General features: G+C 71.5%; 13 protein-coding genes. 5 read left to right on the plus strand and 8 right to left on the minus strand.

The genetic code is table 11. The annotated features are described in order from the left end of the window. Positions 1 to 93 precede the first annotated feature (93 nt). The 4 genes from PGB34_RS20815 to PGB34_RS20830 form a co-directional block, all read right to left on the minus strand. Entirely contained in the window at positions 94 to 1,650 is a 1,557-nt protein-coding gene (locus PGB34_RS20815; RefSeq protein ID WP_408647934.1) for an ATP-binding protein, read from the minus strand. 65 nt (positions 1,651 to 1,715) lie between these two features. Beyond that, entirely contained in the window at positions 1,716 to 1,985 is a 270-nt protein-coding gene (locus PGB34_RS20820; RefSeq protein ID WP_271430028.1) for a hypothetical protein, read from the minus strand. Further along, positions 1,982 to 2,626 (minus strand): hypothetical protein, encoded by a 645-nt coding sequence (locus PGB34_RS20825; RefSeq protein ID WP_271430029.1) that lies wholly within the window; start codon positions 2,624 to 2,626, stop codon positions 1,982 to 1,984. The genes PGB34_RS20820 and PGB34_RS20825 overlap by 4 nt, the downstream gene beginning before the upstream one ends. 90 nt (positions 2,627 to 2,716) lie before the next feature. Then, positions 2,717 to 3,883 (minus strand): porin, encoded by a 1,167-nt coding sequence (locus PGB34_RS20830; protein WP_271430030.1) that lies wholly within the window; start codon positions 3,881 to 3,883, stop codon positions 2,717 to 2,719. 356 nt (positions 3,884 to 4,239) lie between these two features. Between PGB34_RS20830 and PGB34_RS20835 the strand changes: the two genes are divergently transcribed. The 4 genes from PGB34_RS20835 (at position 4,240) to PGB34_RS20850 (ending at position 7,291) form a co-directional block, all read left to right on the plus strand. Further along, entirely contained in the window at positions 4,240 to 4,596 is a 357-nt protein-coding gene (locus PGB34_RS20835) for a DUF4148 domain-containing protein (RefSeq protein ID WP_271430031.1), read from the plus strand. A 74-nt stretch (positions 4,597 to 4,670) separates the two neighbouring features. Beyond that, positions 4,671 to 5,132 (plus strand): Spy/CpxP family protein refolding chaperone, encoded by a 462-nt coding sequence (locus PGB34_RS20840; RefSeq protein ID WP_271430032.1) that lies wholly within the window; start codon positions 4,671 to 4,673, stop codon positions 5,130 to 5,132. A gap of 84 nt (positions 5,133 to 5,216) precedes the next feature. Then, positions 5,217 to 5,951, plus strand: a complete 735-nt coding sequence (locus tag PGB34_RS20845) for a response regulator transcription factor (protein ID WP_271430033.1) — start codon at positions 5,217 to 5,219, stop codon at positions 5,949 to 5,951. Further along, positions 5,948 to 7,291, plus strand: a complete 1,344-nt coding sequence (locus tag PGB34_RS20850) for a HAMP domain-containing sensor histidine kinase (protein ID WP_271430034.1) — start codon at positions 5,948 to 5,950, stop codon at positions 7,289 to 7,291. Before PGB34_RS20845 ends, PGB34_RS20850 begins: the two co-directional genes overlap by 4 nt. A 21-nt stretch (positions 7,292 to 7,312) precedes the next feature. Here PGB34_RS20850 and PGB34_RS20855 read toward each other — a convergent pair whose 3' ends face one another. Together PGB34_RS20855 and PGB34_RS20860 are read right to left on the minus strand one after the other, a co-directional pair. Then, positions 7,313 to 7,720, minus strand: a complete 408-nt coding sequence (locus PGB34_RS20855; RefSeq protein ID WP_271430035.1) for a hypothetical protein — start codon at positions 7,718 to 7,720, stop codon at positions 7,313 to 7,315. 10 nt (positions 7,721 to 7,730) lie between these two features. Beyond that, positions 7,731 to 8,318: a M35 family metallo-endopeptidase gene (locus PGB34_RS20860; RefSeq protein ID WP_271430036.1), complete on the minus strand. Its 588-nt coding sequence runs from the start codon at positions 8,316 to 8,318 to the stop codon at positions 7,731 to 7,733. Positions 8,319 to 8,830: 512 nt separating this feature from the next. On the opposite strand from PGB34_RS20860, the gene PGB34_RS20865 reads away from it, so the two are divergent. After that, positions 8,831 to 9,502 (plus strand): DNA/RNA non-specific endonuclease, encoded by a 672-nt coding sequence (locus PGB34_RS20865; protein ID WP_333909040.1) that lies wholly within the window; start codon positions 8,831 to 8,833, stop codon positions 9,500 to 9,502. Between the two features lie 97 nt (positions 9,503 to 9,599). Here the strand turns inward: PGB34_RS20865 and PGB34_RS20870 are convergent, their stop codons facing one another. Both PGB34_RS20870 and PGB34_RS20875 read right to left on the minus strand, forming a co-directional pair. Then, complete coding sequence (locus tag PGB34_RS20870; RefSeq protein WP_271430038.1) at positions 9,600 to 11,984, minus strand: membrane-bound PQQ-dependent dehydrogenase, glucose/quinate/shikimate family; 2,385 nt, start codon at positions 11,982 to 11,984, stop codon at positions 9,600 to 9,602. Between the two features lie 461 nt (positions 11,985 to 12,445). Further along, complete coding sequence (locus PGB34_RS20875; RefSeq protein ID WP_271430039.1) at positions 12,446 to 13,306, minus strand: LysR family transcriptional regulator; 861 nt, start codon at positions 13,304 to 13,306, stop codon at positions 12,446 to 12,448. Between the last annotated feature and the right edge of the window lie 13 nt (positions 13,307 to 13,319).

Below are 13,319 nucleotides of genomic sequence, written 5' to 3' on the forward strand. Positions count from 1 at the left end.
AGTGGCGCCCGGCCGCCCGGCCGCCCGAAGGCACTGAGGCACCCCCTCGGGGGGCAGCGGACCTCGCGAAGCGGGGGAGCGTGGGGGGTGGGTTCATTTCAGGGGAAGGGTCAGGCGGATGCGCAGCCCGCCGAGCGGCGAGTCGGCCGCGTCGATGACGCCGCCGTGGGCTTCTACGATGGCGCGGCAGATGGACAGGCCCAGGCCCGAGCCGCCCGAGTCGCGGTTGCGCGAGGACTCGCCGCGGAACAGGCGCTCGAACAGCCGCGGCAGCTCGTCGGGTGCCACGCCGGGCGCGCTGTCGTCGAAGTCCAGCACCAGGCGCTGCGCGCTGCCGATGCTGCCTTCCACATGGGCCTCGATGCGCAGCCGCCCGCCGGCGTGGGTGTAGCGCAGCGTGTTTTCCAGCAGGTTCATGAAGGCCTGGTGCAGGCGCCGGCTGTCGCCCTCCAGCACCGGCGGGGGACGCGTGCCCGGCGCTGCGTCCATGCCGAGCAGCTCCAGCGTCAGCCCGGCCTGCGCGAAGCGGTCCTGCATGGCGGCCACGGCCTCGCGCAGCACCGACAGCGGGTACACGCTCGCGCGCTCATGCGCCGCGGCATCGCCTTCCTGCATGCTGCTGCGCAGGTCGTCCACCAGTTGGCCCAGCCGCATGATCTGGCGGTGCAGGCGCAGCGCCGTGCGGTCGTCGAAGCTGCGCACGCCGTCCTGCAGCGCCTCGATCTCGGCACGCATGGCCGCCAGCGGCGTGCGCAGCTCGTGCGACACATCGGCCAGCCAGGCGCGGCGCGAGGCCTCGATGCGGTCCAGCCGCTCGGCCATGTGGTTGAAGGTGCGGCCCAGCGCGGCCAGCTCGTCCGAGCCCTGCGCCGCCACGCGTGTCTGCAGCTGGCCGCGCGCGATGCGCTGCGCGGCATGGGCCAGCTCGTCGATGGGCGTGAGCCAGCGCCGTGCCATCCACCAGGACAGGCCCAGCGCCAGCAGCAGGCCCCCCAGCGCGGCCACCGCCACCAGGCCGCGCTGGCGCGCGAGGAAGGCGCGGTCGGCTTCGCTTTCCAGCGACTCGATGGGCGCCAGCGCCAGCGAGCCGATGCGCCGGCCCTGCAGCTTCAGCGGCACGCGCGCGGCCTTTTCCAGGTCGATGCGCGCGCCGGCCACCTGCGTGTCGTGGGCGTCGAACACCGCCAGCCGGTGCAGCAGCATGCCTTCGGGCATGCGCGGCGGCGGCGCGCCGCCGAAGACGTCAGGGCCGCCGCCAAAAGGCGGCGGGCCGTAGAGCAGGGGGCGCGGGTCGGGCCGGCCGCCGGGTGGCGCATCGCCGCCGGGCGAATACCAGGGCGGCAGGCGCGGGTCGGCCGGCACGGCCCCATCGCCGTCCACGCTGTCATTGCCGCGCAGCAGGCGCGGCCACAGCGAGGGCTCGGTGCGAAGCCGGTCCCAGCCGCCCTGCGCGGCATGGTGGCGCACCAGGCGCTGCACCAGCCAGTCCATGCGGCTGAGTTCGATCTCGGCCACGTAGGCGCCCAGCCCGCGCTGCAGGCCGAGGATGGAAAAGGCCGCGAAGGTCAGCAGCAGCACGGCCAGCAGCGTGGCCAATGCCAGGAACAGCTTGCGCGTGAGCGTCAGTCGCAGCATCGGAAAGGCGGCCATGGCCTGCGATTCTCGGCCATGGCCCCGCCCTGGATGGCGCGCCCGGCGTGGCCAGCGAAGGGCGCTCACCGCAGCGGCGCCGCGGTGGCGACCACCGTGGGCGGGCGCCGGAGCGCGTGCGCAGGCGCGTAGGAATGCGCGTGCGCCTGGCCGTAGGGCAGCGAGCGCGGCGGGCGGCCGTCGCCGTGGCTGATGGTGGCCATGATCGGCGCCAGCGTGAACGCGGTGGACTGCGGTGCCGGCCTGCTGCCGCAGGCCATCCAGCCGCTCAGGCCCAGCGCCGCCGCGACGCCTGCGGCGCTGGCCAGTTGCGTCAAGCGCCGGGGCAGCTTCATGCGCCAGCCTCCTGCGTCGCCAGCGGCAGGCGCGCGGTCAGGCGCATCAGCGCCAGCGGCGAAGCCGAGGGGTACAGCCTTCCGCCGCAGGCCTGGGCGATGCGCTGCGCGCCGTGCACGCTGTGGTGCAGCGCGGCTTCAGCCGGCGTGGGCGCCACTGCCGTTGCCGAAAGCCGCGAGAACAGGCGTGCCAGCTGCAGGCCCTGTTCGGCGGGTGCGTGCTCGCCCCAGTGCAGCACGGCGTGGCCGGCTTCCATGCGCACCGTGGCGCGCGGCAGCGTGGCGCCCAGCACATGCCGAGACAGCACCGAGAGGTGGGCCAGCAGGGCTTGCAGGTCCGAGGCCGCGCCGCGCACCACCAGCGGGGTGGCGGGCGGCGTGCCGTGCAGCTCGCACAGCCGCTGCTGCGGCTGCAGCGCCTGGGCCGCCTGCGCGACCAGGGGCCAGAAGTCGCAGCGCAGCCGCTGGGCCGCCGCAACGGGCCTGTGCGGCGTGGGTGCGGTGAAGGGCTCGTAGGGCGTGTGGCCGGGCAGCCAGGCCCGCAGCCTGCGGGCCCAGCCGCGCAGGCTGCGTGCTTGAAGGTCCGACGGCGTGGCCGCAGCGTCGGGGTCTGTGCTCAGGAAGGCAGTGGTCTGTGGCATGGAGGAAGGGAGGGAGGAGGGCAGGAGGGCAGGAGGGCCGCCGCCGCGGCGGCAGGATGGGCTCAAGCGCGGGGGCTCGTGAACAGGTTCCTAGAAGGCATGGCGGATGCCGAAGTCATAACCCGTGGCGCTGCGCGGCAGCGCGCCGCTGGCATAGGCCAGGCTGCCGTAGCCCGTGCCGCTGTCCGACACCAGCGAGCCGCCATAGCCGCTGTCGTTGCGATTGACCACGCGCGCCACCGTGGCGTACAGCGACGTGCGCTTGGACAGGTAGTGCTCATAGCCCAGCGAGAGCTTCTGCACCTTGGGCACCTGGCCCGCGAACTCGCCGGCCTCGTCGTAGCGCACGGCCGAGTAGGCCGCGCGCAGCAGGCCCGCACCCACCGGCGCGGTGGCGCCGAACAGGAAGCCGTTGTAGTTGTCGCGCGAGCGCAGGGCTGCGTACACGCGTTCGTTGCGCACCTGCGAAAGCGCGCCGAAGAGCTTCACGGCGCCGAAGTCGTAGCTCGCGCCGAGGTTGGTGGTCTGGATGCGGCGGCTGCGCGTGTCGCCGTCTTCCTGCGCCACGCTGCGTCCGTGCGAAAGCGCCACGTCGAGCGGCCCGCGTGCATAGCCCATGCGCGCCCCGAGGTAGCGGCCGCTGTTGTCGCTGGCCGTGCCGGTGCCGAGCGCATCACTGCTGCTGCTGGTGCGGGTGTTCTCGGGGAAGGCGTACTGCACCTGGCCGTAGAAGCCGCCCAGCGTGCCGGGCAGGAAGTAGCCCACCGAATTGCCCGCGCGCTGGTACTGGCTGTTGCCCAGCGCGCTGGCGCCGCTGACGGTGCCGATCACGCTGGCGCCCGAGCCGTTGAGGCCGAAGGGGTCGAAGGCCACGTCGTTGCGGTAGGTGGGCGTTTCGTCCCGGCCCAGGCGCAGCTCGCCGTAGCGGCCCGACAGGCTCACGGTGGAGCGCCGGCTGAAGCTGGCGATGCCGCTGCTGCCGTCGTCATTGGCCAGCGGCGCCTCCAGCCAGAAGCTGGCCTTGAGCCCGCCGCCCAGGTCTTCGGAGCCGCGCAGGCCGATGCGGCTGGCGCGGCTGCCCGAGTTGTTCAGCGCCGTCTGGCTCGACGTCACCCGGTTGCCCGTGAGCGGATCGGTGGCCGTGCTGCGCTGGTGGCTCACGCCCACATCCAGTTCGCCGAACAGCTGGACCGAGGACTGGGCCGATGCCAGGCCCGTGGCGGCTGCGGCCATGGTGGCCGTCAGTGCTTTTCTCATTCAGGTTTCTCCACAAGGACATGCGTCGGCCTTGTTGTTGCGGATGCATCACGCGCCGACCCGGTGATGGTGGTGCGCGATGTAGCAGGGAATTGGCAGCGGCTGAAACGGTTGGTGAAGGGCATGTGCCTGACGCTGCGCGCCGGTGCCGGCCTCGGCTGCCGCGCATGCTCGCGCGCGAATCGGGAGAAATCTTGCAGGCCGAATCGCAGGCAGGCGCTGGCGAAAAAAAACGAAACACAACGAGACCGGCCTGAAAACCGACGGGCGGCGGCCTTGCGCACCATCGAGGCTCCTCAACACCCCGTTCAAGAAAGGCCTCTGTCATGCAAACCCGTTTCGCTTCCCTTCTCGCTGTGTCTGCCCTGGCCCTGCTGGGCACCGCCGCCCAGGCGGAGGACTACCACGCGCACAGCGCGCCCGCCGTCTCGGCCCTGAGCCGCGCAGCCGTGCAGGCCGAAGCCGTGGCGGCCGCCCATGCGCCCGACCAGAACATCTCGTCCAGCTCGGTGGTGCTGGCCCCGCCGGCCGCGCCGCGCGAGCGCGCCAGCGTGCGCGCCGAAGCCGTGCGCACCGCGCATGCGCCCGACCAGAACCTGCACGCCAGCTCGCGCGTGGACAGCCAGATCGTCTCCACCCTGCCCAACCCTGTCGACGCGCAGGTGCAGCAGGCCGCGGGCGACATGCGCGCCAACAGCAACAACCTGCGCTGAACGCCCGGCTTGCGCCGCCCGCAGCCGCTGCCGGCGTGCGCCAGGTCCTCATTCCTCACTTCAGGAGTCATTCGATGAACAAGCCATGGATTCGGCGCAGCCTTGCGGGCGCGCTGGGCGCCATCGCCGTGGCGGGCAGCCTGGTCGGCTGCGCCGGCTCGCGCGACCGCATGCCCGAGGGTGCAGACGCCGGCGCCTGGCAGGCGCGCATGGTCGAGCGCGTGGGCCACAAGCTGGACCTGAACGCCATGCAGAAGCAGAAGCTCCAGGCCCTGGCCCAGGCCCTGCAGGCGCAGCGCCAGGCCCTGCGCGCAGGCCAGGATCCGCGGGCCGAGTTCCGCGCACTCTTTGCAGACTACAAGCTGGACCAGGCGGCCGCCGAGCGCCTGCTCGCACAGAAGCTGGAGGCCATGCGCAGCGGCGGGCCCGCGGTGATCGCCGCCACGGCCGACTTCTTCGACCACCTCGATGCGGCCCAGCAGCAGAAGGTGCGCGCCTTCATGGAGCGCGGCAGGCGCTGGGGCCGGCATGCGTGAGCGGCGAGGCTGCGCAGCGGCGATGACGGCATGCCCTGCGGCCTCGTGATCGCGGCCTGCTTCGCCGCGACGCAGAATGTCGCCATGCCCCGCATCCTCCTGATCGACGACGACGAGCACCTGGCCGCGCCGCTGGCCAGCTACTTCGCGCGCTTCGACTGCACGCTGGACAGCGCGCAGCGGCCCAGCGAAGGCCTGGCACGGCTGCGCGAGGCGACGGCGCCCGCCGTCTCTGCCCACGGCGGCTACGACGCGGTCATCCTCGACGTCATGCTGCCCGAGATGGACGGCTTCGCGCTGTGCCGCGAGATCCGCGCCCAGCCCGGCTTCGGCGACATTCCCATCGTCATGCTCACGGCGCGCGGCGAGGTGATGGACCGCGTGGTGGGCCTGGAGATGGGCGCCGACGACTACCTGCCCAAGCCCTTCGAGCCGCGCGAGCTGGTGGCGCGCGTGCAGACCATCCTGCGCCGCCAGCGCGTGCGCAGCGCGCCCGCCGCGCCCGAGACGCTGCTGTGCTTCGACGGCCTGCGCATCGATCTGGCGCGCCGCGTGGTCCATCGCCATGACGAAGTGATCAGCCTGACCAGCACCGAGTTCGAGCTGATCGCCATGCTGGCGCGCGAACCGGGCACCGTGTTCAGCCGCGACGACATCCTCAACCGCCTGCGCGGCCAGGAGGCCGATCTGTACACGCGCGCGGTGGACATCGTGGTGAGCCGGCTGCGGCGCAAGCTGGAGCCGCTGGACTGCATCAAGACGCTGCGCAACGCCGGCTACACGCTGGCCGCGGCGCCTGCGCAGGCGCAAGAGCCATGAGAGCGCCCTTTCGCGGCGTGCGCTGGCGCCAGTCGCTGCGCGTGCGGCTGGTGCTGCTGTTCATGCTGCTGGCCATGGCCACCGCGGCCATCTTCATGGGCGGCGTCAAGCGCGCCTTCACCAGCGGCATGTCCGACGCCACGCGGCCCATGATCGTCGACTACGCCGACCGCCTCGTGGCCGAGCTGGGCACGCCGCCCGACGTGGAGCGGGCGCGGCAGATGGTCGAGCGCCTGCCCATCACGCTGCAGATCAGCGGCCCGCAGGTCAACTGGTCTTCCATCGACGAAGGGCATCGCCGCTGGCACAGCGGCCGCATCCCCGAACACGCGCTGGTCGACGAGAACGGCGAAGACGCCTGGTTCGTGCGCCGCGCCGCCGACGGCCATCGCGTGGTCTTCGGCTGGTCGCCGCGGCTGTGGCGCGTGGTGCCGCATGCCACCGGCTGGTACACGCTGGCGGGCCTGCTGGCGATGGTGGCGCTGGCCTATGCACTGGTGCACCGCCTGCTGCGCCCGCTGATCGACATCCGCGAAGGGGCCGAGCGATTCGGCCGCGGCGAGTTCGCGGCGCCCATTCCGGTGCGCCGCGCTGACGACCTGGGCGAGCTGGCCCAGCGCATCAACACCATGGCGCTGGAGATCCAGGCCATGCTCGACGCCAAGCGCGCGCTGCTGCTGGCCATGAGCCACGAACTGCGCTCGCCCCTGACGCGCGCGCGCCTGAACGCCGAGCTGCTGCCCGAGCAGGGCGAAGGCGCGGCCGAACGCACGGCGCTGCTGCGCGACCTCAATGAGATGCGCGAGCTGATCAACGACCTGCTTGAAAGCGAGCGCCTGGCCAGCCCGCACGTGGCGCTGCAGCGCGAGCCCGTCGACCTGCCCGCGCTGGTGCGCGAAGTGGCCGACGAGCTGGCCGCGCGCGGCGGCGCACACGCCACGCTGGCGCAGCTGCTGACCGTGGAGGCCGCCACCGGATCGAATGCCCCCCCCGCGCTGGCGCTGGACCGCGCGCGCGTGCGCCTGCTGCTGCGCAACCTGATCGACAACGCGCTGCGCCATGGCGGCGGCACGCGCGCGCCCGCCGTGCGGCTCGCGGCCACGGCCGAAGGCGGCGTGGCCATTGAAGTGCGCGACTTCGGCGCCGGCGTGCCCGAGGACCAGCTCGCACGCCTGGCCGAACCCTTCTACCGCCCCGACAGCGCCCGCGCGCGCAGCGCCGGCGGCGTGGGCCTGGGCCTGTACCTGTGCCAACTGGTGGCGCAGGCCCACGGCGGCCGGCTGGCATTGCGCAATGCGCAGCCGGGGCTGGCGGTGACGGCTTGCCTGATGCCGCAGTAGCTGGGGGCAGGTGCCGTGGGTTCAGCCCGGTGCCGGGCAATCGAAGGGCTGCGGCGAGCCTGCGGGCACCAGTTGAACGACCGCCATGTCGTTGTTGCTGTCCTGCTCCGTGGCGGCCGCAACGCTGGCATGGATGGCAACAGGCAGCGTGTTGCCCGTGAAGGTCTGCACCATCCGGCCGACCCTGGCGGCCCGTTGAGCTGCCAGACGCTTAGCCCCTGGCGCCGCGGCGGGCGCAAAGCCTTCCACCAGAACGCCTTCCATCGCCCGCGGGCCGCGATTGAACGAGCCCAGCCATTGCGCAAGGCCTGCAATGTGCTGGGTGCTGATCTCCGTGCCCTGCGGCTGGAATGGCACCTGCCACTGAACGATGACGGAGCAGGCCGATGCCGTGTGGGACGCCGCCGTCAGCACAAGGGCCGTGGCCACGGCAGACAGCTTAGCCTTCATGGATCACGTACCCCACCAGGTTGTCGGCATTGTTGAAGGCCACGGCGGAATTGGATTTGGCCAGCCTCAGCGCGCTCCACATGGTGTAGGCAAGGTCCGTCGACGCGAAGGTGTCTTCAAAGTGCGTCACCTCATGAAGCAGCGTGGAAAGCTGCGAGTCGGTCATGCCCGATGACTCGCGCAAGCTGCAAAAGCCCAGGTTGATGGCGATCGTGTGCGTTGCCGTGTCGGGCCGGCACACGGCCGCCGCAACGTCGCTGCTGCGCTGGCTGTTGTCGGTCACGCATCCGATCTTGCGCATGTTGTCGGCCGAGAACCTGACGAAGTTTTCAGGGCCTAGTCCTTCAAGAACCCGGATGGTGGCCATGTAGCCGCGCTCCAGATGTGCCCGCGTCCCGGCATCGCTTTTTCCGAACCACAGGGTTACGCGCGCCTGCTCGGCAGCGTCCCAGCGCCGCAGTCCCAAAAGCCGACGGCCGATCTTGTCGATGCAGACATCTCGCAGACGCAGCACGCGCCTCGCGAACTCCTGGTTGGTGATGCTCGGGCAGATGGCCTCTGCGGTCTCGTCGTTCATGGTTGCCTCCCTGGATGCATGAATTCATGCTTCTCTATTGAAGCAGAAAGGCCTGTTGGGCGGGCCTGTTGCTGCAGCGGGCGAGCACCTGATCCCCGGCTCGGCGCAGGCCAAACACCGCGCAGGCATACTGCCGCGCTTGCGTCACTGCCTGCCCTGCGGCCACCCTGTGGCTCGCCCGTGTTCCCGCCTGAATGCCTGCTGCCAAGAAGAAGTCGCGCTCCGCTCGCAAGAAAGCCCCATCCCCCTCTCTCCAACATCGCGCAGCAGGCCGGCCTTCCAGACGTGGCTTCTGGTGGGCCTTGCTCTTGTCTGCAGGCACCAGCTTCAGTGCCGCCACATGCGCGCTTGGTGATCCTTCATGGCCGTCTGCGCGCGCGTGGGCTTCGCTGCCGGCTGCGGTGGATGCGCCATGGTGGCGCGAGCTCACGGCGCAGCTGGGGCCGTGGTTGCAAGCGCAATGGCCTCGGCCTTCTGGCGCCAGGCCATCGGCACGCAGCACCGGCACGGCTGTGGGCGATGCAGATTTCGCCGGCTGCCGCGAGCACTTTCCCAACGGCCAGCCGCCCGCGCTGCCGGCGGGCCTGACGGGGTTGCATGCGCTGTGCTTCGACGCCTTTGCGGTGCTCTACAGCAGTGAGACCAGAACGCCCGTCTATGTGGCGCAGCGCCTGAACCGCGCCAGCCTGCAGGCGGCCCGCGCCGTGGGGCGCAGCGACCATTTCTATGCCGAAGCCCGGTTGCCGGCCAGCGCGCGGGCGCAGCTGGAGGACTACCGCGGCTCGGGCTATGCGCGCGGCCACATGGCCCCGGCTGCCGACATGCCCACCGAAGCCGCGATGGCCCAGAGCTTCAGCCTGGCCAACATGGTGCCGCAGGACATGGGCCACAACAGCGGCCCGTGGAACCGCATCGAGCAGGACACGCGCCAGTACGTGATGCGCGCACGCGGCGACGTGTATGTGTTCACCGGCCCGGCCTATCTGGCGGCGCGCACATCGCGCATCGGCGACTCCGGCGTGGCCGTGCCCAGCCATCTGTTCAAGCTGGTGCACGATCCGGCCACGGGCCGCGCATGGGCCCATTGGCACCAGAACCAGGCCGGCCCGCAGGCCATGAAGCCCATCAGCGAAGAAGCGCTGGTGCAGAAGCTGGGCATCGACTTCCTGCACGGCGCGGATTGAGCAGGGCGCATGAAAAAGCGGCAGGCCGGGGGAGAACCCGGCCTGCCGCCTGAGGGGGCGCCCTCGCGGTGAGCGCGAGGGCCACCGCAAGGGGCGCTTACCTGCCCTTGAGCTTGTACGCGATGACGTAGTCGCCGCGGTCGGGCGAGGTGCGTGCACCGCCGGCCGACAGCGCCACGTACTGCGTGCCCGTGGCGGGCGAGACGTAGGTCATCGGCGTCGCCTGGCCGCCCACGGGCAGGCGGGCCTTCCAGATCTCATGGCCGGTGGCCGAATCCATGGCGCGCAGGAAGTAGTCCTGCGTGCCGGCGTAGAACACCAGGCCGGAGGCCGTGCTGGTCGGGCCGCTGAGCGTGGGCATGCCGATGGGGATCGGCAGGGGCATCGCAAAGCCGCTCTTGGTCTTGCTGTCCACCAGCGTGCCCAGCGGGCGTTGCCACACCACCTGGCGGGTCTTGAGGTCGATGGCGCTCAGGGCACCCCACGGCGGCGCCTGGCAGGGCACGCCCAGCGGCGACAGCAACTGCGTGTTGTGCGAGGCGTAGGGCGTGTTGGCCTGCGGGTGCATGCCTTCGCCGTGGCCCATGGTGGCCTTGACCTTGTCGGCTTCTGCGCGCGGCACCAGGCGCACGACGTTCGGCACGCGCACGTCGTTGACGATCAGGGTGCCCGTCTGCTCGTCGATGGAGACCGAGCCCCAGTTCATGCCGCCCAGGAAGCCGGGGTAGAAGATGGTCGGCTTGCCGACCATCGCCGGCGTGAAGTCGCCCTCGTAGTTCATCTGGCGGAACTTGATGCGGCAGGCCAGCTGGTCGAACCAGGTGGCGCCCCACATGCGTGCCTCGCTCAGCGGCTCGAAGCCCAGGTTGGGCATGCCCACCGAGTAGGGCTGTGTGGGCGCATAGCGCTCGCCTTCGGTGTGGCCCTGCGGCACGGGGCGCTGCTCGACATCGGCGATCGGCGTGCCGTCCAGGCGGTTGAGCACGAAGGTCTGGCCGCGCTTGGTCACCTGGATCAGCGCCGGCGTCACGCCGCCCTTGCCGTCGGGGATGTCGTACAGCGCAGGCTGTGCAGGCACGTCGTAGTCCCAGATGTCGTGGTTGACGGTGCGGAACTTCCAGCGCTCCTTGCCCGTCTTCAGGTCCACAGCCACCACGGAGGAGTTGTACTCGTCGCACACCGGGGGCTTGTGGCCGCCGAAGAAGTCCGACGGGCAGTTGCCGGTGGGCAGGTAGATCAGGCCCGCCTTCTCGTCCACGGCAGGCGTGCTCCACACGTTGGGGGTCGAGCGCGTGTAGGTCTGGCCATCGACAGGCAGGCCGGTGTGGTCCGGGTTGCCCAGGTCCCACACCCACGCCAGCTCACCGGTGCGGGCGTCGAAGGCGCGCACGGCGCCGGAGGGTTCGTCGGCCTCGCGGCCGTCGAACACCCAGCCGCCGATGATGATCTTGCCGTCCACCACAGTGGGGGCCGAGGTCGGGAAGTAGTACGACTGCTTCACCTCGCCCATGCCCTTCTTCAGGTCGACCGAGCCGTTCTCGCCGAAGCCGGTGCAGGCCTGGCCGGTGGCGGCGTCGAACTGCATCAGGCGGGCATCCACCGTGCTCATGACGATGCGGCGTGCGCACAGTGCGGCGTCGGCGGCGGCAGCCACCGGGGTGCTGCTGGCGGGTGTGCCGTCGGTGGCGGCGGCGGGCGTGGCCGCCGCTGCGGGCACTTCGTAGTAGCCCAGGCCGCGGCAGCGGTTCCAGTACAGCGAGTTGGCGCCGGTTTCCACGCGCCACTTCTCGGCGCCGGTGTCGGCGTTGAGGGCGATCACCGTGTTGCGCGGGGTGCAGAGGTAGAGCGTGTCGCCGATCTGCATGGGCGTGTTCTGGTCTTCGGAGCCGGGGTTCTTGGTGCCGGGGCCGTTGACTTCACCGGTGCGGAAGGTCCACGCCACTTCCAGCTGATCGACGTTCTGCGGCGTGATCTGCGTGAAGGGCGCGAAGCGCGTGCCGGCCAGCGTGCGGCCGTAGTGCTGCCAGGGCGCGGCTTCGGCGGCTGCGGGTGCGGCGGCCGCGGGGCGGCTGGCGGCCGGGCCTTCGACCACGCCATGCGGCACGAACATCGACGCGCCGCCGGCCGCCATCACCAAGGCAAGGACGGCCGCGCCCGCATAGGCGGGCGCGCGCACGCGGCCTGCACTCAGGCGCGGCAGCAGCAGCAAGGCGAACAGGCCCAGCGTGAGCACGGGTGCCAGGCGTGGCACCAGGGGCCAGAAGGCGGTGCCGACTTCCCACAGCGACCACAGCACGGTGCCGACGAACACGGCGGCATAGAGCCAGAAGCCGCTCAGGCGTTGCCGCGCGAACTGCACGCCGCTGAGCACCAGCAGCACGCCGGTGATGAGGTAGTACCACGAGCCGCCCAGCGTGGCCAGGCGCACGCCGCCGGCCGCCAGGGCCAGGCCGATCAGCCCCAGAAGGATGCCCAGGGTCACCAGGGGCCATCGCCCCTTTCGTCTTTGCGTGGATGCCGTCATGTCTTCACTGCGCATGGATGCTGCCTTTCATTGCACTTGCTCTCACTTGCTCTCTAGGTTGGGATTCGGGTTGCGGCCAGGGCCGGCAGTGCCTGCGCCAGGGCCAGGGGCGCGCCGCCCATCGCCCGCGTCAGCGCCACGACCATCCGGGGCCGGGCCGCGGCGCGGCGCGGCGGGTGGCGTGCACGGTGGAGGCGGGGCGGCAAGGAAGGGGCGAGTCGTCGCGAGGCGGCTGTCGTCGGCTCAGGCTGTGCCCGGTCGGGCTTCAGGCTGGCTGGACGGCGCACGCGGGCGCGTGGGGCTGGCGGAGGCCGGCGCACGCACGGCGGGAGGCTGGCCCGCAAAGTGTAAGTTGCTTGAAATCCCGGCGATGGCGCCCTGGCGACGCGCGATGCACGCCAGCGACCGGGCCGCCGCCCTCAAAGCCCGGGCAGCACGCGCCGCAGGTGTTCCGCGAAGGCGCTCACCAGCTCGGGCGGGCGCGGCAGGTCGAAGCCGACCTGCAGCCCCACGGTGGGCAGTGCGGGCAGTTGCCAGTCGGCGGCCGGCAGGATCTGCAGATCGGCCGGCACCGCCGATTGCGTGAGCACCGCGATCGCCTGGCCCGAGCGCACCACGGCCAGCAGGCCCGACATGCTGCCGCTGGCGTAGGCCACGCGGTAGGGGCGACCGGCAGCGTCCAGGCCCGCGCAGGCGGCGCGGTGGTCCAGCGTGTCCGGGTCCGACAGGGCCAGTTGCAGAGGCTCACGGGCGGCGGCCGGGTCGTGCCGGTTGCCCACCCAAACCAGGGCTTCGCGGCGCAGCACGGGCGCGGCGCCGTCCGCGTCGGCGGTGGAAACGAGGGCCAGGTCCAGCCGGTGGCGCTGCAGCTGGGCCTGCAGCCGCGGCGTGGGCGCGCAATGCACTTCCACCAGCACCTGCGGGTGCTGGCCGGCGAAGCTGCGCAGGATCTCGGGCAGGAAGGCGGCCGCGTAGTCGTCGGGGCAGCCGAAGCGCAGCGTGCCGCGCAGGCCGCTGCCGCTCAGGTCGGCCACCGCGGCATCGTGCTGCTGCAGCAGCGCGCGCGCGTGGCCCAGCAGCCGCTCGCCGTGCAGGGTGAGCGTGACGCCGCGCCCGCTTCGGTGCAGCAGCGGCTGGTTCAGCATCTCTTCCAGCTTCTTGACCTGCATGCTCACGGCGGCCTGGGTGCGGCCGATGCGCTCGGCGGCGCGGCCCAGCGTGCGCAGGTCCGCAATGGCGACGAAGGTGCGCAGCAGGTCGATGTCCAGGTGGGGCTTCAAGGCTTCAGCGGCA

Origin of the sequence: Xenophilus arseniciresistens, assembly GCF_028023875.1 — a bacterium.
Classification (GTDB): domain Bacteria; phylum Pseudomonadota; class Gammaproteobacteria; order Burkholderiales; family Burkholderiaceae_C; genus Xenophilus; species Xenophilus arseniciresistens.